Source organism: Pseudomonas sp. B19(2017), from assembly GCF_002113165.1.
Lineage (GTDB): Bacteria > Pseudomonadota > Gammaproteobacteria > Pseudomonadales > Pseudomonadaceae > Aquipseudomonas.
In genome coordinates this window covers 384,813-405,001 of record NZ_NEJR01000002.1, presented here as the reverse complement: position 1 = coordinate 405,001, position 20,189 = coordinate 384,813, and the positions used below count along the sequence as shown (strand labels likewise).

Here is a 20,189-nt window from a genome sequence, read left to right as displayed (position 1 = left end):
TTTTCAATGCTCGATGAGGACTCCCATGCGCGCGATTCGCATGCTGTTGGTTTCTGCCCTGGCCGCGGCTTCTGTGTCGGCCACCGTTTCGGCTTATGCCGGTGAGCAAGATGTACAACGCCTTACCCAGTTGCTGGAAAAGTCGCAGACCATCGAGGCCAACTTCTCCCAGCTGACCCTGGACGCCGGCGGCACCAGCCTGCAGGAAACCTCCGGCAAGATGACCGTCAAGCGTCCGGGCCTGTTCTACTGGCACACCGATGCGCCGCAGGAGCAGGTAGTGGTATCCGACGGCACCAACGTCACCCTGTGGGATCCGGACCTGGAGCAGGCGACCATCAAGAAGCTCGACCAGCGCCTGAACCAGACCCCGGCGCTGCTGCTGTCCGGTGACGTGTCGAAGATCAGCCAGAGCTTCGACATCAGCTCGAAGGAGCAGGGCGAAGTGATGGACTTCACCCTCAAGCCGAAAACCAAGGACACCCTGTTCGACTCGCTGCGCGTGTCGTTCCGCAAAGGCCTGATCAATGACATGCAGCTGATCGACAGCGTCGGCCAGCGCACCAACATCCTGTTCAATGGCGTGAAGGCCAACCAGGCGGTGCCGGACAGCAAGTTCAAGTTCGACATCCCCAAGGGCGCGGACGTCATCAAGGAGTAACCAGAGCTCGCCATGGACCTGTTTCGAAGCGAACCCGTCGCCCAGCCCCTGGCGGCTCGCCTGCGTCCGTCCAACCTGGACGAGTACGTTGGCCAGGAGCACCTGCTGGCGCGCGGCAAACCGCTGCGCGAGGCGCTGGAGCAGGGTGCGCTGCATTCGATGATCTTCTGGGGGCCGCCGGGTGTGGGCAAGACCACACTTGCGCGGCTGCTGGCGCAGTTCTGCGACGCGCACTTCGAAACGGTGTCGGCGGTGCTGGCCGGGGTGAAGGAAATTCGCCAGGCGGTCGAGGTGGCCAAGCAGCAGGCTGGCCAGTACGGCCGCCGTACTATCCTGTTCGTCGACGAAGTGCATCGCTTCAACAAGTCGCAGCAGGATGCCTTCCTGCCTTATGTGGAAGACGGCACCCTGCTGTTCATTGGCGCCACCACCGAAAACCCGTCGTTCGAGCTGAACAACGCACTGCTGTCGCGGGCGCGGGTGTATGTGCTCAAGAGTCTGGACGAGGCGGCGTTGCGCAAGCTGGTCAACCGCGCGCTGACTGAAGAGCGCGGCCTGGGCAAGCGCAACCTGCGGGTTGGCGACGACGCTTTCAAGATGCTGATGGCCGCCGCCGATGGCGATGGCCGGCGCATGCTCAACTTCCTCGAGAATGCCTCGGACCTGGCCGAAGACGGCAGCGAGATCGACGTCGAGATGCTGCAGAGTCTGCTCGGTGACAGCCGTCGCCGCTTCGACAAGGGCGGCGAGGCGTTCTATGACCAGATTTCCGCGCTGCACAAATCGGTGCGCGGGTCCAACCCCGATGGTGCCCTGTACTGGTTCGCGCGCATGCTCGACGGCGGCTGCGACCCGCTGTACATCGCCCGCCGCGTGGTACGCATGGCCAGCGAAGACATCGGCAACGCCGACCCGCGCGCACTCAGCTTGTGCCTGGCGGCCTGGGATGTGCAAGAGCGCCTTGGCAGCCCGGAGGGCGAGCTGGCGGTGGCCCAGGCCATCACCTACCTCGCCTGTGCACCGAAGAGCAACGCGGTGTACATGGGCTTCAAGACCGCCCTGCGCGAGGCTGCCGAGCACGGCTCGCTGGAAGTGCCGCTGCACCTGCGCAACGCCCCGACCAAGCTGATGAAGCAGCTGGGCTATGGCGATGAGTACCGCTATGCCCACGACGAGCCAGACGCCTATGCCGCCGGCGAAGACTACTTTCCCGACGAACTCGAGCCGCGTCAGTACTACCAGCCGGTGCCGCGAGGCCTGGAGCTGAAGATTGGTGAGAAGCTGCGCCACCTGGCCGACCTTGACCGCAACAGCCCCCGCCAGCGGAGAAAACCGTGATTGCACTGATTGCCGCCGTCAGCGCGGGTGGTATTGCCGGTACCTTGTTGCGCTTTGCTACCACCAATTGGGTGGCTGCCCACTGGCCACGGCACTTCTATCTCGGTACGCTGGCGGTCAACCTGGTTGGCTGCCTGCTGATCGGCCTGCTCTATGGCCTGTTCCTGCACAAGCCGGTCGTGCCGGTCGAGCTGCGTGCCGGGCTGATCGTCGGCTTCCTCGGCGGCCTGACGACCTTTTCCTCCTTTTCGCTGGATACCGTACGCCTGCTGGAAAGCGGGCAAGTGCCTCTGGCTTTGGGCTATACCGGTATCAGCGTGGTGGGCGGGCTGCTCGCGACCTGGGCCGGCCTGTGCCTGACCCGATTCTGAACCAACACCTACACATAACGAGAGAACGATATGCTCGATTCCAAACTGTTACGCGGCCAACTTCAGGAAGTGGCGGATCGCCTGGCCTCCCGTGGCTTCAGCCTGGATGTCGCGCGCATCGAATCACTGGAAGAGCGCCGCAAGGCGGTGCAGACCCGCACCGAGCAGCTGCAGGCCGAGCGTAACGCCCGTTCCAAGTCCATCGGCCAGGCCAAGGCCAAGGGCGAAGATATTGCGCCGCTGATGGCCGACGTCGAGCGCATGGCCAACGAACTGGCTGCCGGCAAGGCCGAACTGGACGGCATCCAGGCTGAACTGGACGGCATCCTGCTGACCATTCCCAACCTGCCGGACGCCAGCGTACCGGTCGGTGCCAGCGAAGACGACAACGTCGAAGTGCGCCGTTGGGGCACACCGAAGGCCTTCGACTTCGAAATCAAGGACCACGTCGCCCTTGGCGAAGTCAGCGGTGGCCTGGACTTCGAAGCCGCCGCCAAGCTTTCTGGCGCGCGCTTTGCCGTGCTGCGTGGCCCGATCGCCCGCCTGCACCGTGCCCTGGCGCAGTTCATGATCAACCTGCACACCGGCGAGCACGGCTACGAGGAACACTACACCCCGTACCTGGTCCAGGCTCCGGCCCTGCAAGGCACTGGCCAGCTGCCAAAGTTCGAGGAAGACCTGTTCAAGATCAGCCGTGAAGGCGAAGCCGACTTCTACCTGATTCCGACCGCCGAAGTGTCGCTGACCAACCTGGTGGCCGGTGAAATCCTCGACGCCAAACAGCTGCCACTGAAGCTGGTTGCCCACACCCCGTGCTTCCGCAGTGAAGCCGGCGCTTCCGGCCGTGACACCCGCGGCATGATCCGCCAGCACCAGTTCGACAAGGTCGAGATGGTGCAGGTGGTCGAGCCGTCCAAGTCGATGGAAGCCCTGGAAGGCCTGACTGCCAACGCCGAACGCGTGCTGCAGCTGCTGGAGCTGCCGTACCGCGTGCTGGCGCTGTGCACCGGCGACATGGGCTTTGGTGCGGTGAAGACCTACGACCTGGAAGTATGGGTACCCAGCCAGGACAAGTACCGCGAAATCAGCTCGTGCTCCAACTGCGGCGACTTCCAGGCGCGCCGCATGCAGGCCCGCTGGCGCAACCCGGAAACCGGCAAGCCAGAGCTGGTGCACACCCTTAACGGCTCCGGCCTGGCTGTAGGCCGTACCCTGGTTGCCGTGCTGGAAAACTACCAGCAGGCCGACGGTTCGATCCGTGTACCGGAAGTGCTGAAGCCGTACATGGGCGGCGTCGAGGTTATCCGCTAAATGGATTACCTGCCGCTGTTCCACAAGCTGCAGGGCGGCCGCGTGCTGGTCGTCGGCGGCGGTGAGATCGCCTTGCGCAAGGCGCGCCTGCTGGCCGATGCCGGCGCCGCGCTGCGCGTGGTGGCCCCGGATGTCGACGGCCAGTTGGCCGCACTGGCCCGGGAAGGTGGCGGCGAGGTGCTGGTGCGCGGCTATCAGGCAGCCGACCTGGTCGGTTGCCGGCTGGTGATCGCGGCCACCGACGACCCAGGGCTCAACGCCGAGGTGTCGGCGGATGCGCAGGCGCTGAGCCTGCCGGTCAATGTGGTGGATGCGCCGGCCCTGTGCACGGTGATCTTCCCGGCGATCGTCGACCGTTCACCGTTGGTGGTGGCGGTGTCCAGTGGCGGCGATGCCCCGGTGCTGGCGCGTTTGATTCGCGCCAAGCTGGAAGCCTGGATCCCGTCCGCCTACGGCGAACTGGCCGGCCTGGCCGCGCGCTTCCGCGAAAAGGTCAAGGCCTTGTACCCGGACGTCAACCAGCGCCGTGGCTTCTGGGAAACCGTGTTCCAGGGGCCGATTGCCGAGCGCCAGCTGGCCGGGCAGGGCGCCGAGGCCGAGCGCCTGTTGCAGGCGATGGTTGACGGTGCACCAGTGCAGCAGGGCGGTGAGGTGTACCTGGTGGGTGCTGGCCCGGGCGATCCGGACTTGTTGACCTTCCGTGCCTTGCGCCTGATGCAGCAGGCCGACGTGGTGCTGTACGACCGCCTGGTGGCTCCGGCGATCATCGATATGTGCCGGCGCGATGCCGAGCGAATCTACGTGGGCAAGCGTCGTGCCGACCATGCAGTGCCTCAGGATCAGATCAACCGCCTGCTGGTCGATCTGGCCCGGCAGGGCAAGCGTGTACTGCGCCTGAAAGGCGGCGACCCATTCATCTTTGGCCGGGGTGGCGAAGAGATCGAAGAGCTGGCCGAACAGGGCATCCCGTTTCAGGTGGTGCCGGGCATTACCGCGGCCAGCGGGTGTTCCGCCTATGGCGGGATTCCGCTGACTCACCGCGACCATGCCCAGTCGGTGCGTTTCGTGACCGGGCACTTGAAGGACGGCACCAGCAACCTGCCTTGGCATGACCTGGTGGCGCCGGCGCAGACCTTGGTGTTCTACATGGGCTTGGTGGGTTTGCCGACCATCTGTGCCGAGCTGATTCGCCATGGCCGTGCGGCCAGTACCCCGGCGGCGCTGGTGCAGCAGGGGACTACGCGTAATCAGCGGGTGTTCACCGGCACCTTGGCCGACTTGCCGGAGCTGGTGGCCCAGCATGAAGTGCATGCACCGACCCTGGTGATTGTCGGGGAAGTGGTGCAGTTGCGTGACAAGCTGGCCTGGTTCGAAGGCTCGCAGAACAGCTGAAACCGCTAAAGGGCCGCTTTGCGGCCCATCGCAGGCAAGCCAGCTCCCACAGGTGCTGCACAAGGCTTCGGAGATACCTGTGGGAGCTGGCTTGCCTGCGATGGGCTGCAAAGCAGCCCCGACAATCTCAAGCCTGCCAGATCCCCTTGCCTGCCAAACGCTCCCGATCATGCGGCAGGTTGAAGTCCTGCAGCGGCCCCTTGGGCACGATCCCGTTCGGGTTGATGGTCTTGTGGCTCATGTAGTAGTGCTTCTGGATATGCTCCATGTCCACTGTGCCTGCCACCCCCGGCCACTGATACAGCTCGCGCAGCCAGTTCGACAGGTTGTGATAATCGCTCAGGCGCCGCAGGTTGCACTTGAAGTGCCCGTGGTATACCGCGTCGAAGCGCACCAGGGTGGTGAACAGGCGCACATCGGCCTCGGTCAGGTACTCGCCGGCCAGGTAGCGGTTGCGGCTGAGCAGGTCTTCCAGATAAGCCAGTTCGTTGAACACATCGTCAAACGCCGCCTCGTAGGCTTCCTGCGTGGTGGCAAAGCCCGCGCGGTACACGCCGTTATTCACCGCTGGGTAAATGCGTTCGTTTAGTGCCTCGATGGCCGGGCGCAGCGGCTCGGGGTACAGGTCCAGCGTATTGCCGGTCAGCTCGTTGAACGCACTGTTAAAGATGCGGATGATCTCCGCTGACTCGTTGTTGACGATGCGCTTTTCCTTTTTGTCCCACAGCACTGGTACCGTCACGCGGCCAGTGTAGTGCGGGTCATCCTGGGTGTAGCGCTGGTGCAGGTACTGCAGTGCGTCGAGGTGGTCGCCGCTGGAGCCTTGCTGCCGGTCGAACGTCCAGCCATGGTCCTGCATCAGCCAGCTGACCACCGACACGTCGATCAATGGCTCCAGGCCCTTGAGCGCGCGGAAGATCAGGGTGCGGTGTGCCCATGGGCAGGCCAGCGAGACGTACAGGTGGTAACGACCGGCTTCGGGAGCGGGCAGCTGATTGCGGCGTTGGGCATTTTCGCGCTTGAAGGTGCCGTCCTTGCCGTTTTCATACCACTGGTCATGCCAGCGGCCGTCGATCAAAAGGCCCATGGTGAGCTCCTCGGAACAAAGTTGTTTGTCGTTGGAGCCCAGTCTAGGGGAAATCGTTCGAATAAATAGCGCAAAGACCGCGCCATAATTATCTATTAATTCGATTAGTTCCGTGCACTCCAGTAACCACGCGCTGTGGCGAACGCCTGCTCACGGTCGCTGCCCAAGCCGCGCAAGGCCAAGGCCATGGTCGCGACCACGGCCATTTCACCGTAGCTGTCCTCGGCCTCGCCGCGCCAGACCGCCAGCAATTGCTCGGGCTGCAAGCTTGGCGGCTTCACGTGGCGGCGTTCGCTCAGTGCTGGCCATTCCTCATCCCAGGCTTCGCCGGCAGTGGTGCCGTACAAGTGGCTGATGACATCGGGGTTGACCTCGATCTCGCCGCCATCGCCCTTGATCACCACGGCATGGTCGCCCAGCAGCCGGCTGGCTTCGCGGTGCACTGCCTGGTAACCGGGGTGGAAGATGCTCTGCAGGCCACAACGCGCAGCCAGCGGGTTGAGTACCCGGGCCAGCGAATGGATGGGCGAACGCAGGCCCAGGGTGTTGCGCAGGTCGATCATGCGCTGCAACTGCGGCGCCCAGTCCTGTAGCGGGAAGAAGGCCAGGCGCTGCTGGTCCAGGCCGTGGCTGACGGCAGCCCAGTCACGGCACAGCGGAATTTCCAGCAAGGACAGAAGCTGCTCGGTGTACAGGCGCCCGGCAGTGTGTGCACCGCCACCGTGCATCAGGATGCGCACGCCATTGTTGGCCAGGCACTTGGCCGCCAGCAGGTACCAGGGCAGGTGGCGCTTCTTGCCGGCGTAAGTGGGCCAGTCCAGGTCCACGGCGATGCTCGGCGCCTGCAAATGCGTGCGCAGGGCCTCGGTGAACCCGGCCAGCTCTTCGGCGCTTTCTTCCTTGTGCCGCAGCAGCATCAGGAAGGCGCCGAGCTGGGCATCTTCGACCTTGCCTTCCAGCAGCAGGGTCATGGCCACACGGGCTTCTTCCCGGGTCAGGCCGCGCGCGCCGCGCTTGCCTTTGCCAAGAATGCGCACGAATTCGGCAAACGGGTGTTCGGCGGGGGTTACCAGGGTAAGCGGGCGAGGTTCTGTCATATGCAGTTGGTCGGCTTGGGCAGGCCCGCCAGTTTGGCGGCCAGTTTGGCGGGAGTGCCGTTGAACAGGCGGTTCAGGTGCGGGCTGTTGCCCTTGTCCGGGCCCAGTTTGAGGGCCGTGTACTTGATCAGCGGGCGCGTGGCCGGGGACAGCTGGTATTCCTGGTAGAACTGGCGCAGCAGTTCGAGGATTTCCCAGTGGTCCGCCGTCAGCGCGATACCCTCGCGTGCGGCCAAGGCCTCGGCAGCGGCATGCGACCAGTCTTGCAGGTCGACCAGGAAGCCGTCCTTGTCCAGGGCGATCGCCTGATCGCCAACGTTGAGCGTATTCATAGCCAACTGTTGACCTTGTGGTAATGCAGCGACAGCTCGACGAACCCGGCATAGTCCACGGCCTTGGCCAGTTCGTTGCCGACCGCGCGGGCCTGCACGTCTTCTTCCAGGGCAAACAGGCGCTGGGCCAGGCCGGCGGCTTGCAACTGGCGGTGTGGCTCGCTGCCGCTGCGCAGGGCATACACCGCATCGCCGCACAGCAGCAGGGCGTCCTCAGTACCGAGCAGGCGCAGGCAGCTGGCCAGGCGCTCGTCGCCAAACGGGGAGTGGGCAATTACATGCAGGGTCGTCATCAAAGCGTTACCACCTGGTCGAAACGGGCGATCAGTGCGGCCAGGGCCGCGTCGTCCAGCACTTGCACCGGCAGCGCCAGGGTGCCGGCTGCCATGCCGCGCAGTGCGAGGCTGTGGCTGCAGGCGAACAGGTCCTCGACGCCGAACATTGGCAGCGCTTGCAGGTTGGCGGCCAGGTTCTTCTGTTGCACGGCGGTGGGCTGCTGGTCCGCAGCGAGCTGGAACACGCCGTCATCGAGGAACAGCATGCCCAGCGGCAAATCGAACGCGCCGCCGGCCAGGGCGATGTCCAGTGCCTCGCGGGCCGAGGGGCCGTTCCAGGGTGCCTGGCGGCTGATGATCAACAAGGATTTGGCCATTTCAGTCGCCTCCAAAGCAGACAAGGCGATCGGCAACCTGCGCCGCCTCATGCAGTTGGCCAAGCCCCGACAAGTCCCAGGGCTTGGGCAGGTTCACGGCCGGGCGCTGGTAGCGATTGGCTTCGGCCTCGTCGAGCACGCCACGGCGCAGGGCGGCGGCGATGCACACCACTGCGTCCAGCTGGTTGGTCTCGATAAAAGTAAGCCATTGGCCGGCCACATCCAGCTCATCCTGGGGGGCGACCACGTTGGCCGAGGCACTGTGTACCCCGTCCTGATAGAAGAACAGCCGGGCAATCTCATGCCCGCCAGCCAGCACCGCCTCGGCGTAGCGCAAGGCGCGCCGCGAGGAGGGCGCATGGGCCGGGGAGAACACCGCGATAGCGAATTTCATGGGTAACTCATGCAAAAGGAATGGTGCCATGATAAAGCAAAAAAGCCCGCGCCCGCTTGTGCATGGCGGGGCGGGCTTTCTGTCTTGCACCAATCTTCAGGTCTACGCGGCCTCGTGTAGGAGCGGCCTTGTGTCGCGACGGGCTGCAAAGCAGCCCCATGGCCCTGACAGAAGGACTCTAGGCTCAAGCCTGTTCCTTGCTCTCCGGCAAGAACCAGTTCAACACCAGGGCACAGATACCTCCGGTAGCCACGCCCGACTCCAGCACATTGCGAATCGCCGCCGGCATGTGCGCCAGGAATTCCGGCACCTGCGCCACACCCAGGCCCAAGGCCAGGGACACCGCGATAATCAGCAGTGCACGACGGTCCAGCCGTGTGCTGGCCAGGATATTGATACCCGACGCCGCAACCGCACCGAACATGACCATGGCCGCGCCACCCAGCACTGGCTCCGGCACTGCCTGGATCACCCCGGCAACGCTCGGGAACAGGCCCAGCAGCACCAGCATCAGGGCAATCCACATGCCGATATGGCGGCTGGCGATCCCGGTCAGCTGAATAACGCCGTTGTTCTGCGCAAAGATCGAGCTCGGGAAGGTGTTGAACAAGCCGGCCAGCAGCGAGTTGGCCCCGTTGACCAGCACACCGCCCTTGATGCGTTGCATCCACACCGGCCCTTCGACCGGCTGGCGCGACACCTTGCTGGTTGCGGTAACGTCACCGATGGCTTCCAGCGAAGTCACCAGGTAGATGACCAGCATCGGAATGAACAGCGCCCAGGAGAAGCCCAGGCCGAAGTGCAGCGGCGTTGGCACCTGGAACAGCGCGGCTTCGTGCATGCCGGTGAAGTCCAGGCGGCCCAGATAGCCGGCCAGCGCATAGCCGACTGCCAGGGCGATAACGATGGCGCAGCTGCGCATCCACACCACCGGGATGCGGTTGAGGATGACGATGATCGCCAGCACCACGCCCGACAGCAGCAGGTTTTCGCCATTGGCGAAGGTGCCATTAGCCATGGCGCCGAAGCCACCACCCATGCTGATCAGGCCGACCTTGATCAGGGTCAGGCCGATCATCAGCACCACGATGCCGGTTACCAGCGGGGTAATCAGGCGTTTGACGAAGGGCAGGATGCGCGACACGCCCATCTCTACGAACGAGCCGGCGATTACCACACCAAAGATGGCCGCCATCACGCCTTCAACCGGCGTACCCTGTTTGACCATCAGCGCCCCGCCGGCAATCAGCGGGCCGACGAAGTTGAAGCTGGTGCCCTGAACGATCAGCAGCCCGGCACCGAACGGCCCGAAGCGTTTGCACTGCACGAAGGTGGCGATACCCGAGATGACCAGCGACATGGAAACGATCAGGTTGGTATCACGTGCGGAAACACCCAGCGCCTGGCAAATCAGCAGGCCAGGGGTGACGATCGGCACGATGATCGCCAGCAGGTGCTGCAGGGCAGCCAGCAGGCCGATCAACAGCCGTGGCTTGTCCTCCAGACCCAGCACCAGTTCATTGGCAGGCGCCGCCGCGCCTGGGCTGTGTTCGTGTGAGCTCATTGAAAGCTGCCCCGGAAGAAAAAAGGAGCGCATTCTACGGGCTGATGGCGGATTGGGGTAGACCAATGCACGATGGCAACATGATCGAAGGGCATTCGCCTGTTTATCTGACTTTATAGTCAATTACTGAGTGATATTGCCCAGAAGCCGAACCTGTGGGAGCGGGCATGCCCGCGAAGAATGCTACGCGGTGCATGGCACCGGCTCCGCCGGTGTTCGCGGGCTCGCCCGCTCCCACAAGACACCGGCTGAATCGATGAGTTGATCGCCCACAAAAAAGCCCGCCGAAGCGGGCTTTCTCTTGCAGCAATCAATCAGTCATCACGACCCATGATGCCAAACAGTTGCAGCAGGCTGACAAACAGGTTGTAGATCGACACATACAGGCTGATGGTCGCCATGATGTAGTTACGCTCGCCACCATGAATGATCGCGCTGGTCTGGAACAGGATGCAGACCGACGAGAACAGCACGAAGCCAGCGCTGATCGCCAGTTGCAGGCCGCTGATCTGGAAGAAGAAGCTGGCCACGACAGCACCCAGCAGGACAAAGAAGCCTGCAGTGATGAAGCCGCTGAGGAAGCTCATGTCCTTGCGGGTGATCAGCACATAGGCCGACAGACCACCGAACACCAGCGCAGTCATGGCAAACGCCGAGCTGACCACCTCGGCGCCACCGGCCATGCCCAGGTAACGGTTGAGGATAGGGCCGAGGATGAAGCCCATGAAGCCGGTAAGGGCGAAGGTGGAGACCAGGCCCCAGGCCGAATCACGCAGTTTGTTGGTAAGGAAGAACAGCCCGTAGAAGCCGATCAGCACCACGAACACGTTCGGGTAGCCGACGCGCATCTGCTGGGCCACGAAGGCCATGACACCGCTGAAGGCAAGGGTAAGTGCCAGCAGGCTGTACGTGTTGCGCAGGACCTTGCTGATCTCCTGCTGCTCGACCTGCTGGCCGTGGTGTACGGCGTAATCCTGTTCGCGCATGGCGACACTCCTTGGTAAACCTGTGGTTTTGAAACGTTCAGATGCTAGGAGTCTATCAGAGCTCCCACAACCCGCGACACAGAGAGTTTGACAGCTTGTTTCATTACGGTATGATGGCGGCCGCAAAACGAGCTGGAAGCGTGGCCGAGTGGTTTAAGGCAACGGTCTTGAAAACCGTCGATGGGCAACTATCCTAGAGTTCGAATCTCTACGCTTCCGCCATATCTTCAGCAAAAGCCCCGATTATTCGGGGCTTTTGCATTTCTGGAAGTTGGAAACCGCCGCTTTTTCGCAGCTTCGCGGGACCGCGTTGCATTCTTCGCGGGCATGCCCGCTCCCACAGGTTCTATTGCAGAGTCACTGGCTTCATGTCATCCGGCAATTGCCGAATGGCCGCCTCTATCCGCTCGATCGCTGCCGCGAGTTCGTCGGCTTCCTTGTCCTTGCCCTCCCTTCTCAGGCGATCGCGCTCAAGGCGCAGGTTAAGCAAATTTTTCTGCAGCTTCAGGGCCGAGACATTGAACGGTTCCATGCTTTTCTCATGCTGTGGGCTTCCGTGCCGTTGTAGGAAAACTGGACCGTAGCAGCTCGAATTTGCTGGAGAAACTGATGTTTCATACAGGCAAAGCCCGTTACATCAATTCTTCCTACATTGCGCGGTAAAAGATCCTACAAGCTGCGTTACAAGTCGTGTCTTTCAAACCTGGCTAAACACCGCGTGGTAGCTGGGAACCAGCGGTTTGCGGCAATGCACGCCTTCGACACGGCTCAATCCAGGGCCTGTCGTGCTTTTGGAAATCTTATGTAGCAATTACCGCCCCTTGCTGAAGCATTCGGCGCCTGCGCAGAAGCTTCAGCGGCTGACCTGAAGCGCGACGCCGGCCAGTACCTGCTCGGTGCGCAGGATGCGCGCGTAATCCAGGGCCAGGTTGCTCAACGACAGCGCATGTACATCCTCCGCAGGCCAAAGCCGGCCTTGCAGGTCGTGCTGGTCAAAGGTGAAGCAGGCATCTTCGATCACCACCACATCGAAACCGAGGCTGCCCGCCGAGCGTGCGCTGGATTCCACGGAATTGTTGGTAATGACCCCGGCGATCACCAGTTGGTTGATGCCGCGTGCATGCAGCCAGCGCTCCAGGCCGGAGTTGGCGAAGGCATCGGGCACCTGCTTGTCGAACACGGTTTCGCTGGCCAGCGGGGTGAACGCGGGCTGGAATTCGCAACCGGACTGGCCCGGCCAGAACACCGAGTCCACCGAGCGGGACAGGTGGCGCACATGGACAACCGGGCGTCCTGACTGACGCCACGCAGCCAGCAGATCGCCTATACGCAGTTCGGCCTCAGGGTTGTTGCGCCGGCCCAGGCGCGGGTGATGAATGCCAACCTGAAGGTCGATCAGCAACAAGGCAGCGTTGGTCGCGAAAGCAGTCATGGCGGGATGGCACTCCTTGGCGGGTTTCAAGCACTCGAACCTGGCACAGCGTGGATAACTGCAAAAATTGCTGTCTCGTGTAAAGGGCAGTTGCGCTGTGGCGCAGAGAACTCAGTGCGCAAGCGGTCCGTGTACCGTGTGGGAGCGGGCGTGCCCGCGAAGAATCCAACGCGGTGCCTGGCACCGGCTGCGCCGGTGTTCGCGGGCACGCCCGCTCCCACAAAGCATCGGCGCTTCGCATCTGATCCGCTTTTTTTCCACAAACCTGAATCTGTAACCGTATCAGCCCACGCCCGACAATATGCCCATTCCCGCATCAAACTTGTAGAGGTTCCGATGGGCAAGCTCGCGCTGTTCCTGGGTGGTTTTCTGCTGTTGACCATTCTGGTTGGTATTCTTGGCACCATTCCGCCAAGCTGATGTTCATCACGGTTGTTCCCCCGCGGCCTGCCTGTCCTTCGGGCGGGCCCGACTCTCTCCGTTGTTGGCCGATTCACCCTACCGATTTGTACGATAAGTCATTCTTTGCACTGGGAAATCTGTCCACAAAAAACGTGGGTAGGTCTGTGGATAAAGTGCTGGAAGCCAGGCCCGCGGCGGGCTCTGTTAAATTGAGCAGAATTTGAACAGCCGTTTCAGGGTGGGTTGCAGTAGGCCATGCCGGCGCGGCGCAGGGCCGCCAGCAGGTCGCGCACCCGTGCCGGCAGTTCGCCGGCGGGGTACACCGCATGCATTTGCGGGTCCTGGCCGTTGCTGGAGGTCAGTCGGTATTGCGGGCATACCCGCACCAGCCGCCCGGCCTTGACCTGCGCTTCGCCAACCCAGGCGGCCAGGCGGGCAATGCCGGCACCGGCCAGGGTGCTGTGGTACACCGCGTCGCCTGAGTCCAGGCGCAACCTGGGCCTCGGGCGCAAGCTGGTGATCTGGCCGTCACGGCAGAAATGCCAGGCCTTGAGGATGCGCGGGGCGGTGTGCAGGATCAGTGCATGGCCTTCGAGGTCTTCGGGTTGTTGTGGCGTGCCGGCCTGGGCCAGGTATGCAGGGCTCGCATACAGGTGGCGCCGGTAATCCCATAGTGGGTAGCCGATCAGCTCGCTGGACTGCGGGAAGGCACCGCGCACGACGAAATCGAATTTGCCTTGCAGCGGGTCCAGGGCGCCGTCGCTGTACTGCACGTCCAGGGTTACCTGGGGGTGGCATCGGGAAAACTCGGCAAGCACCAAGGGCAGTACATGTTCACCCAGCACCTGCGGCACGGCGAAGCGGATCCAGCCTTGCGCACTGCCGCTGAGCGCGGCCAGTTCGTCGGCGGCATCACGTTGCACATCCAGCAAGCGTTCGGCGTGAGGCAGCAGGCGCTCGCCAGCTTCGGTAAGGGTCACGGCGTTGGCGTTGCGGTTGAGCAGTTTGCTCCCGGCATTGTCTTCCAGGGTTTGTACCGCACGGGTGACGGCGCTGGGCGAGCGCCCCAGCGCGCGGGCGGCGGCAACGAAGCTGCGCTTGTGCGCCACGCTGACGAACGCCTGGATTTCTCGCAGCATGTCCAACGCCATTGCCTGCTCCTCGTTGCAGTTTTCGCAATATGGCATTTCAACACAAGCGCGGCGCTTTGATTAGCCTTGCAGGCGTCTTCACTGCCTGGAACCGCGTCATGATGGATATCGCTGTGCTCTCCGTGTTTGCCTTCGCCGCTGGGCTGATCGACGCCGCCGTGGGTGGCGGCGGGCTGATCCAGATACCAGCCTTGTTCAACGTGCTGCCCACCGCACAGCCGGCGGCATTGCTCGGCAGCAACAAGCTGGCGTCGGTCTGCGGCACGGCCTTCGCGGCGCGTTCGTTCATCCGCAGGGTGACGCTGGACTGGGGGTTGATCGTGCCGGCGGCGCTCAGTGCCTTTGCCATGTCGTTTGCCGGTGCCGCCACGGTGTCGCTGGTGCCGCCCAGCGTGATGCGCCCGGCGGTGCTCGTGCTGATCGTGCTGATGGCGATCTACACTTTCTGCAAAAAGGACTTCGGCACGCTGCACAAACCCGCAAGGATCGGCCGCAAGGAGCAGTGCCTGGCGGTGCTGATCGGTGGTGCGATCGGCTTTTACGATGGCCTGTTCGGGCCGGGTACCGGTAGCTTCCTGATCTTCCTGTTCATTCGCTTCTTTGCCCTGGACTTCCTGCACGCCTCGGCGTCGGCCAAGGTGGTGAACATCGCCACCAACCTGGCGGCGCTGGTGTTCTTCGTGCCATCGGGCAACGTGCTGTACGCCATCGCCTTGCCCATGGCGGTGTGCAACATCCTCGGCGCGCTGACCGGTACCTGGCTGGCGGTGCGCAAGGGCGCGGGCTTTGTGCGCGGGCTGTTCCTGATACTGTTGTGCGTACTGATCGCCAAGTTGACCTGGGACTTGCTGGCCGGCTAGTTCATATCACCTGGTGTTGCGGTTCGGCCTGCTCTACGCGGTTGCGGCCATGGGCCTTGGCCCGGTACAGGGCCTGGTCAGCGCGTGCCAGCAGTTCGTCGAGGGTAGGGGCCGGCATGTCGGCGGCGCAACCGGCCAGGCCGATACTGACGGTAATCTGCAGGGGCTGCTCGGCCTGTACCACGTGCAGTTCCTGCACGGCTCGGCGCAGGCGTTCGGCAATGAACTTGGCCCGATCTGGCGCCAGGCCCGGGAGGACCACGACGAACTCCTCGCCGCCCAGGCGGGCGAACAGTTCGCCATCGTGCAACTGGTCCTGCAGGGTGCCAGCGAACTGGCGCAGCACCTGGTCACCGATCGCATGGCCATGGGCATCATTGATCGACTTGAAGTGGTCGATGTCCAGCATCATCAGGGTCAGCGGCAACGCCTGGGCGTGTTGCTGGCGGCTTTCCAGCAACGCATTGGCGCGGCGGGTGAAGGCACTACGGGTGAGCGCGCCGGTGAGGTGGTCGATGGTGGCCTGATGCGCCAGGCGGGCCATCAGGCTGCGGTTGGCCTGGCTGACGCAGGCCACCACCAGCGGCCCGAGCACCAGCATGGCGATGCCCAGGCGCGCCGACATCAGCGTGGTCACCCCGGGCTCGCTTTGCGGCACGCTGAAATGCATGAGGTTTTGCGCTACCGCCACGATCAGCGTGCTGCCAGCGGTGAGTGTCAGCAGCGAGACCAGGAACGGGGAGTAGTTCCAGGCGCACCACAGCAGCGCGGCAATCGGGAAGGCAATGGCCCCGGGGCCGCCAAAGGCTATGCTGAACGCCAGCGAAGCCAGCAGCACCAGTAACGGCGCCAAGCGGATGGCCTGGGCGCCACCGCGTACCAGTGCCCGTGCCGAAGGCGCCGTCAGCAGCACTGGCAGCACTAGCACGCTGGTGGAGAATTGTTCGCTGAACCAGGCTAGCCAAGTGGCGCGCAACGACTGTTCGAACCACGGCGCGGCCACTACCGCCGCCATGCTGGCCGCCACTATCGCTGCGGCGGCAGAGGCGCCAAACACGCTGAGCACGCCGTGGGGGGTACGCATGCGCCGGTGCAGGCGCGGCAAGCGCGAGAGCAGCAGCCAGAGTGTGATCACGACGCCCAGGTTGCACAGGTTGAACCACAGGGCGGGTACCCAGGCGCTGCCACACAGCAGGTCGGCACCGACCATGGCCAGCCACAACAGGGTAAAGCCCGTCAGCGTGGCCTGCCGAGGGCAACGCAGCAGCACGCCGGCCAGTACCGCATTGACCGGCCAGAACAACGACAGGGATTCGATCGGGCGGGCCAGGATGCCGCCCAGGGTGAGGGCAAAGGTCAGGCCGAGCAGAACGACGTAGTGCAGCACGCGCGATTGGGCTGGAAAAACCATGGGCTCGACCGGCAAAGCGGAAACGAAATCCAGGACAACGGCTTGAAGCACCTGGGGCATTTGCACACAAGTTTGGTTCGTCAGAGGACTTGATGTCAATCTGCCGCGATTGGTCGAGATAATGCCAAATTGCCTTCATTCGTTGCCAGTTACCTCACAAGCCGAAGAACCACGGCACCATCACCACGGTCACCAGCATCACCAGCACGGTAAACGGCACGCCAACTTTGACGAAGTCGGCGAAGCGGTATTGCCCCGGGCCCAGTACCAGCGTATTGACCGGCGATGACACTGGCGTCATGAACGCCGCCGAGGCGGCCAGCGCCACGGTCATGGCGAACGGGTAGGGCGACATGCCCAGCTGCGCGGCGGTGCTGACGGCTACGGGCGCCATCAGTACCGCGGTGGCGGTGTTGGAGATGAATAGGCCGATCACCGCCGTGACCGCGAACAGGCAGGCCAGAATAGCGCTGGGGCCGGCACCGCCCAGTACGCTGACCAGGCCGCCCACCGCCAGGTCGATACCGCCGGTTTTCTGCAGTGCCTGGGCAAAGGGGAGCATGCCGACGATCAGTACCAGGCTTTGCCAGTGGATGGCCCGGTAGGCGCTGTTCATGTCGATGCAGCGGCCTGCGCCCATCAGCAGGCAGCCGATCAGTGCGGCAATGACGTTGGGCACTACGCCGCTGACCATCAGCCCGACCATCACTGCCAGGCTCAGCAATGCCTGTGGTGCGCGGGTGCGGGCGGGCGCGACCAGGTCGATTTCCGCGGGCAGGCTCAGTACCAGGAAGTCCTTGGGTTTGCTTTGCAACTGGCGCACGGCTTTCCATGGCCCGACTACCAGCAGGGTGTCGCCCAGGCGCAGCTTTTCTTCCACCAGTTGTGCTTCGATCGCCGCCTGCTCGCGGCGCAAGCCGACCACGTTGAGGTCGAAGCGCGTGCGGAAGGCCAGTTCGAGGATGCTCTTGCCAAGCAGTTTCGAGCCTGGTGGCAGCATAACCTCGGCCATGCCCAGTTCCTGGGACTGGTCGATGAAGTAGGCAGCTTTGAAGTGCAGTGGCTCCAGTAGCATGGTCTGGCACAGGCTGCGCAGGTCGTCGTGGTTGGCGAACAGGTCGAGCAGCAGCACGTCGCCCTGGTGCAGCACGGTGCTGGAGTCGGCGGCGATCACCCGCGTGGTGAACTTGTGCTGGCGCTCGATGCCGATCACGTTGGCGCCATGCCGGGTGCGCAGCTCCAGCTCGCCGAGGGTGTGGCCGATCAGCGGTGAATGGGGGCGGATGCGCAGGCGCCGTTCACGGCCGTTGAGCTTGTAGTCAAGCACCAGGTCCAGCAGGGTGCGGCGGCTTTCCACGCGGCCGTCCTTGCGCACTTCGCCATTCAGCCAGTGCCGGGTCAGCAGCATGTAGCCGATGCCCAGCACCAGCACCACCAGGCCAAACGGGGTGAAGCTGAAGAAGCTGAAGCCCGCTTCGCCGTGGCGCACCAGTTCGCTGTGTACCACCACGTTGGGTGGTGTGGCCACCAGGCTGAGCATGCCGCTGATCAGGCCGGCGAAAGCCAGCGGCATCATCAGGCGGCTGGGCGAAAGCTGCAGGCGCGCGGCGATGCTCAGCACCACCGGAATGAAAATGGCCACCACACCGGTGGAGCTCATCATCGAACCCAGCCCTGCCACGGCCACCATCAGCAGCACCAGCAGGCGCGCCTCGCTGTTGCCGGCCCGTTCGCTCATCCATTCGCCGATGCGGTAGGCAATGCCGGTGCGCACCAGGCCTTCACCGATCACGAACAGGGCGGCGATCAGCACTACGTTGGGGTCACTGAAGCCGGCTAGCGCCTGTTCCACGGTGAGGATACCCGACAGCGGCAGGGCGAGGATCACCAGCAGCGCAACCACGTCCATGCGTGGGCGGTTGATGACGAACAGGGCGACGACGATGGCCAGCAGGCCGAGGACCCAGAGCAGCTCTTGGTTCATGGGGAGGGGGTGTTCCTTCACACGGGGGCACGATAGACAGTAGCAGCCAGTGTGCCGGAGCGTGGTGAAGGGGGTGTTGACGTACTGCAGGGTTTGCAAAACAAAAGGGGCCGCATGGCGGCCCCTTGGTCATCGGGATCAGTGACGGTGACGACGGTGCTTGCCGTTGTTGTCACCCAGGTGGTTGCCGATGGCGCCACCGGCCGCGCCACCCAGGCCGGCACCTACAGTGGAGCCGGTCTTGCCGCCCACCGCACCGCCCAGCAGCGAACCACCGGCCGAGCCCAGGCCACCGCCGATGGCAGCTTCGGTACGGTTGCCTTTGCGTGCACCTACCGCACTACCGGCTGCGCCGCCGAGGCCGGCGCCGATGGCCGCCCCCGTTTTGCCGCCGATCTGTTGACCGACAACGTTACCCAGAACACCACCCAGGCCACCGCCAATGGCGGCGGTACCGTCACCGGCGAAAGCGCCCTGGCACAGCAGCAGGCCGAGGGCAAGGGAAGGCAGAGTCAGACGCATGATACGAACCTCAAAGGAATCATCAGGTTAAGTTGCCGCGCAACGGGCGGCTCAGGGTTGGAAAGACGCTTCAGCGGTAGTAGCGGTCACCGCGGTAACGACGATAGTCATCATCATCGTCGTCGCGGTCATGCCGATGGTGGTGGCGATGGTCACGATCACGGTCACGCCAGCCATCGTCGTCGTCATGGTAGCGATGGCTATGGCACCCTGCGGTCAGCAGGACTACGGCAATCAGCGAAAGGCTTGCAAGACGGGTCATCACGATATAGGTCCTTGATCCGCAAAGGTTTACGGCACACCTTCTGAGACTGGAAAGGATCCATTTGGTTTCGCTGGCAGGCAAAAATTTGTCGTGCCAGCGATGGGCGGCGGGGGGAGAAACGCAGAATCAGTGGGTTGGCTGAATCGCCAGCACCACACCGTTAGTGATCTGCACCAGCACGTACCGCCCTCCCATGTTTACCCAGTGGCTTTCCTTTTCCGGCGCGGGCAGGCCCTTGGCTTTCCAGTCCTTGATTGCCTGGTCCTCGCGCTTGTACTGGTCAGGTGCCTTGTCGCCGACCTTGAGCTCGCGGTTGTGGGTTTCTGGCGCGGTGATGCTTTCTTCGCTGGAGGGCGCTGCGGTGGCAGCCAGGGGCAGGCAGGGAAGGGCAGCGAACAGCAGGTAGTGCAGTTTCATGACGATCTCCTTGTGACGGAATGCCTTATCTGCGACAGCCGCCTGCGCGCGACAATTCACTCGCGATGCTTGCCAGTGCTAGAGTCGCGTTCTTTTTACCCTGAGGATGGAACATGCGTGCGATTCTGCCGATGGCCGCAGCGCTGATGCTGGTCGGTTGTGCTTCTGCGACCATGGAAACGGCCCGCGGCGGCAAGCCGACTGCGCAGCTCGACTCGCACAAGGCGCCTGAACTCGTGGCCCAGTGCATCCAGTTCAGCTGGCAGGAAGAGAAGGTGTTCGGCGATGACGCCAGTGGTTATCTGGAACCACGCAAACAGGGTGGGTTCACGGTGTATACCCGTGAGGCGGAGGCGTTCGTGGACGTGTACCCGCAGGCCGGTGGGACGCGGGTGGATTATTACGCGCAGAAGAGCGACGGCGTGGCGCTGCAGCGCCGGGCGGCAGCGGCGACCTGCCTGTAACGGTTGGCGACTGCACATGGCTGGCTGACTTCTGACTTGGCAGGGGCTCTATAGGGCGGGTGGGAGCGGGCGCGCCCGCGAACACCGGCGTAGCCG

The 20,189-nt window shown here is 63.4% G+C and carries 24 protein-coding genes and 1 tRNA gene; 9 read left to right on the top strand and 16 right to left on the bottom strand.

Annotation, left to right across the window (positions count from 1 at the left end; all coding sequences use genetic code 11):
- Positions 1-25 precede the first annotated feature (25 nt).
- Genes lolA through cysG form a run of 5 tightly spaced genes read left to right on the top strand, consistent with a single transcriptional unit; the run spans position 26 to position 5,073 of the window.
- A complete protein-coding gene (gene lolA, locus CAF70_RS05065; RefSeq protein ID WP_085621935.1) occupies positions 26-661 on the top strand; it encodes an outer membrane lipoprotein chaperone LolA in 636 nt (211 codons plus the stop codon).
- 12 nt (positions 662-673) lie between these two features.
- Complete coding sequence (locus CAF70_RS05060; RefSeq protein WP_028613325.1) at positions 674-1,999, top strand: replication-associated recombination protein A; 1,326 nt, start codon at positions 674-676, stop codon at positions 1,997-1,999.
- Positions 1,996-2,370: a fluoride efflux transporter CrcB gene (gene crcB, locus CAF70_RS05055; RefSeq protein WP_085621936.1), complete on the top strand. Its 375-nt coding sequence runs from the start codon at positions 1,996-1,998 to the stop codon at positions 2,368-2,370. Before CAF70_RS05060 ends, crcB begins: the two co-directional genes overlap by 4 nt.
- Before the next feature lie 30 nt (positions 2,371-2,400).
- Positions 2,401-3,681 carry a serine--tRNA ligase gene (gene serS / locus CAF70_RS05050; RefSeq protein WP_085621937.1) on the top strand — a complete coding sequence of 427 codons (1,281 nt, stop codon included), beginning with the start codon at positions 2,401-2,403 and terminating at the stop codon, positions 3,679-3,681.
- Positions 3,682-5,073, top strand: coding sequence for a siroheme synthase CysG (gene cysG, locus CAF70_RS05045; protein WP_085621938.1), 1,392 nt, complete (start codon positions 3,682-3,684; stop codon positions 5,071-5,073).
- 127 nt (positions 5,074-5,200) lie between these two features.
- Here cysG and CAF70_RS05040 read toward each other — a convergent pair whose 3' ends face one another.
- From CAF70_RS05040 to CAF70_RS05000, 8 genes are all read right to left on the bottom strand, one after another.
- Positions 5,201-6,160: a glutathione S-transferase family protein gene (locus CAF70_RS05040; RefSeq protein ID WP_085621939.1), complete on the bottom strand. Its 960-nt coding sequence runs from the start codon at positions 6,158-6,160 to the stop codon at positions 5,201-5,203.
- 104 nt (positions 6,161-6,264) lie between these two features.
- Positions 6,265-7,257: a glycosyl transferase family protein gene (locus CAF70_RS05035; RefSeq protein WP_085621940.1), complete on the bottom strand. Its 993-nt coding sequence runs from the start codon at positions 7,255-7,257 to the stop codon at positions 6,265-6,267.
- Positions 7,254-7,589, bottom strand: a complete 336-nt coding sequence (locus CAF70_RS05030) for a TusE/DsrC/DsvC family sulfur relay protein (RefSeq protein ID WP_085621941.1) — start codon at positions 7,587-7,589, stop codon at positions 7,254-7,256. Before CAF70_RS05030 ends, CAF70_RS05035 begins: the two co-directional genes overlap by 4 nt.
- Positions 7,586-7,882 carry a sulfurtransferase complex subunit TusB gene (gene tusB / locus CAF70_RS05025; RefSeq protein WP_085621944.1) on the bottom strand — a complete coding sequence of 99 codons (297 nt, stop codon included), beginning with the start codon at positions 7,880-7,882 and terminating at the stop codon, positions 7,586-7,588. The genes CAF70_RS05030 and tusB overlap by 4 nt, the downstream gene beginning before the upstream one ends.
- Complete coding sequence (gene tusC / locus CAF70_RS05020; RefSeq protein ID WP_085621946.1) at positions 7,882-8,241, bottom strand: sulfurtransferase complex subunit TusC; 360 nt, start codon at positions 8,239-8,241, stop codon at positions 7,882-7,884. The genes tusB and tusC overlap by 1 nt, the downstream gene beginning before the upstream one ends.
- 1 nt (position 8,242) lies before the next feature.
- The gene (tusD, locus tag CAF70_RS05015) at positions 8,243-8,635 is read right to left on the bottom strand and encodes a sulfurtransferase complex subunit TusD (protein WP_085621949.1); all 393 of its coding nucleotides are present in this window, start codon (positions 8,633-8,635) and stop codon (positions 8,243-8,245) included.
- 184 nt (positions 8,636-8,819) lie between these two features.
- Entirely contained in the window at positions 8,820-10,199 is a 1,380-nt protein-coding gene (locus CAF70_RS05010; protein ID WP_085621951.1) for a nucleobase:cation symporter-2 family protein, read from the bottom strand.
- Between the two features lie 314 nt (positions 10,200-10,513).
- The gene (locus CAF70_RS05000; protein ID WP_003251184.1) at positions 10,514-11,185 is read right to left on the bottom strand and encodes a Bax inhibitor-1/YccA family protein; all 672 of its coding nucleotides are present in this window, start codon (positions 11,183-11,185) and stop codon (positions 10,514-10,516) included.
- A gap of 134 nt (positions 11,186-11,319) precedes the next feature.
- Between CAF70_RS05000 and CAF70_RS04995 the strand changes: the two genes are divergently transcribed.
- Positions 11,320-11,407, top strand: a tRNA-Ser gene (locus CAF70_RS04995).
- Positions 11,408-11,531: 124 nt separating this feature from the next.
- On the opposite strand, the gene CAF70_RS04990 is transcribed toward CAF70_RS04995, so the two are convergent.
- Positions 11,532-11,717: a hypothetical protein gene (locus CAF70_RS04990; RefSeq protein WP_085621955.1), complete on the bottom strand. Its 186-nt coding sequence runs from the start codon at positions 11,715-11,717 to the stop codon at positions 11,532-11,534.
- Between the two features lie 321 nt (positions 11,718-12,038).
- Complete coding sequence (locus CAF70_RS04985) at positions 12,039-12,617, bottom strand: cysteine hydrolase family protein (RefSeq protein ID WP_085621957.1); 579 nt, start codon at positions 12,615-12,617, stop codon at positions 12,039-12,041.
- On the opposite strand from CAF70_RS04985, the gene CAF70_RS27650 reads away from it, so the two are divergent.
- Positions 12,558-13,037, top strand: coding sequence for a hypothetical protein (locus CAF70_RS27650; protein ID WP_178076350.1), 480 nt, complete (start codon positions 12,558-12,560; stop codon positions 13,035-13,037). The two genes, CAF70_RS04985 and CAF70_RS27650, sit on opposite strands and share 60 nt — an antisense overlap.
- Before the next feature lie 215 nt (positions 13,038-13,252).
- On the opposite strand, the gene CAF70_RS04975 is transcribed toward CAF70_RS27650, so the two are convergent.
- Complete coding sequence (locus CAF70_RS04975; RefSeq protein ID WP_085621962.1) at positions 13,253-14,170, bottom strand: LysR family transcriptional regulator; 918 nt, start codon at positions 14,168-14,170, stop codon at positions 13,253-13,255.
- A gap of 98 nt (positions 14,171-14,268) precedes the next feature.
- On the opposite strand from CAF70_RS04975, the gene CAF70_RS04970 reads away from it, so the two are divergent.
- Entirely contained in the window at positions 14,269-15,030 is a 762-nt protein-coding gene (locus CAF70_RS04970) for a TSUP family transporter (protein ID WP_085621964.1), read from the top strand.
- 1 nt (position 15,031) lies between these two features.
- On the opposite strand, the gene CAF70_RS04965 is transcribed toward CAF70_RS04970, so the two are convergent.
- The 5 genes from CAF70_RS04965 to CAF70_RS04945 form a co-directional block, all read right to left on the bottom strand.
- On the bottom strand, positions 15,032-16,456 hold the full coding sequence (locus CAF70_RS04965) for a GGDEF domain-containing protein (RefSeq protein ID WP_085622685.1): 1,425 nt from the start codon (positions 16,454-16,456) through the stop codon (positions 15,032-15,034).
- 139 nt (positions 16,457-16,595) lie between these two features.
- Entirely contained in the window at positions 16,596-18,425 is a 1,830-nt protein-coding gene (locus CAF70_RS04960) for an SLC13 family permease (protein ID WP_085621967.1), read from the bottom strand.
- Positions 18,426-18,563: 138 nt separating this feature from the next.
- On the bottom strand, positions 18,564-18,947 hold the full coding sequence (locus CAF70_RS04955) for a glycine zipper domain-containing protein (RefSeq protein WP_025339704.1): 384 nt from the start codon (positions 18,945-18,947) through the stop codon (positions 18,564-18,566).
- Between the two features lie 70 nt (positions 18,948-19,017).
- Entirely contained in the window at positions 19,018-19,209 is a 192-nt protein-coding gene (locus CAF70_RS04950; protein ID WP_003257401.1) for a hypothetical protein, read from the bottom strand.
- A 129-nt stretch (positions 19,210-19,338) separates the two neighbouring features.
- The gene (locus tag CAF70_RS04945; RefSeq protein WP_085621969.1) at positions 19,339-19,629 is read right to left on the bottom strand and encodes an RcnB family protein; all 291 of its coding nucleotides are present in this window, start codon (positions 19,627-19,629) and stop codon (positions 19,339-19,341) included.
- Between the two features lie 113 nt (positions 19,630-19,742).
- Between CAF70_RS04945 and CAF70_RS04940 the strand changes: the two genes are divergently transcribed.
- A complete protein-coding gene (locus tag CAF70_RS04940; RefSeq protein ID WP_085621971.1) occupies positions 19,743-20,093 on the top strand; it encodes a hypothetical protein in 351 nt (116 codons plus the stop codon).
- Positions 20,094-20,189 lie beyond the last annotated feature (96 nt).

Coding starts and splice junctions, on each gene's coding strand:
- lolA (WP_085621935.1), top strand. CDS start 26: ATGCGCGCGATTCGCATGCTGTTGGTTTCTGCCCTGGCCGCGGCTTCT.
- CAF70_RS05060 (WP_028613325.1), top strand. CDS start 674: ATGGACCTGTTTCGAAGCGAACCCGTCGCCCAGCCCCTGGCGGCTCGC.
- serS (WP_085621937.1), top strand. CDS start 2,401: ATGCTCGATTCCAAACTGTTACGCGGCCAACTTCAGGAAGTGGCGGAT.
- cysG (WP_085621938.1), top strand. CDS start 3,682: ATGGATTACCTGCCGCTGTTCCACAAGCTGCAGGGCGGCCGCGTGCTG.
- CAF70_RS05040 (WP_085621939.1), bottom strand. CDS start 6,160: ATGGGCCTTTTGATCGACGGCCGCTGGCATGACCAGTGGTATGAAAAC.
- CAF70_RS05035 (WP_085621940.1), bottom strand. CDS start 7,257: ATGACAGAACCTCGCCCGCTTACCCTGGTAACCCCCGCCGAACACCCG.
- CAF70_RS05030 (WP_085621941.1), bottom strand. CDS start 7,589: ATGAATACGCTCAACGTTGGCGATCAGGCGATCGCCCTGGACAAGGAC.
- tusB (WP_085621944.1), bottom strand. CDS start 7,882: ATGACGACCCTGCATGTAATTGCCCACTCCCCGTTTGGCGACGAGCGC.
- tusC (WP_085621946.1), bottom strand. CDS start 8,241: ATGGCCAAATCCTTGTTGATCATCAGCCGCCAGGCACCCTGGAACGGC.
- tusD (WP_085621949.1), bottom strand. CDS start 8,635: ATGAAATTCGCTATCGCGGTGTTCTCCCCGGCCCATGCGCCCTCCTCG.
- CAF70_RS05010 (WP_085621951.1), bottom strand. CDS start 10,199: ATGAGCTCACACGAACACAGCCCAGGCGCGGCGGCGCCTGCCAATGAA.
- CAF70_RS05000 (WP_003251184.1), bottom strand. CDS start 11,185: ATGCGCGAACAGGATTACGCCGTACACCACGGCCAGCAGGTCGAGCAG.
- CAF70_RS04990 (WP_085621955.1), bottom strand. CDS start 11,717: ATGGAACCGTTCAATGTCTCGGCCCTGAAGCTGCAGAAAAATTTGCTT.
- CAF70_RS27650 (WP_178076350.1), top strand. CDS start 12,558: ATGAATGCCAACCTGAAGGTCGATCAGCAACAAGGCAGCGTTGGTCGC.
- CAF70_RS04985 (WP_085621957.1), bottom strand. CDS start 12,617: ATGACTGCTTTCGCGACCAACGCTGCCTTGTTGCTGATCGACCTTCAG.
- CAF70_RS04975 (WP_085621962.1), bottom strand. CDS start 14,170: ATGGCGTTGGACATGCTGCGAGAAATCCAGGCGTTCGTCAGCGTGGCG.
- CAF70_RS04970 (WP_085621964.1), top strand. CDS start 14,269: ATGATGGATATCGCTGTGCTCTCCGTGTTTGCCTTCGCCGCTGGGCTG.
- CAF70_RS04960 (WP_085621967.1), bottom strand. CDS start 18,425: ATGAACCAAGAGCTGCTCTGGGTCCTCGGCCTGCTGGCCATCGTCGTC.
- CAF70_RS04955 (WP_025339704.1), bottom strand. CDS start 18,947: ATGCGTCTGACTCTGCCTTCCCTTGCCCTCGGCCTGCTGCTGTGCCAG.
- CAF70_RS04950 (WP_003257401.1), bottom strand. CDS start 19,209: ATGACCCGTCTTGCAAGCCTTTCGCTGATTGCCGTAGTCCTGCTGACC.
- CAF70_RS04945 (WP_085621969.1), bottom strand. CDS start 19,629: ATGAAACTGCACTACCTGCTGTTCGCTGCCCTTCCCTGCCTGCCCCTG.
- CAF70_RS04940 (WP_085621971.1), top strand. CDS start 19,743: ATGCGTGCGATTCTGCCGATGGCCGCAGCGCTGATGCTGGTCGGTTGT.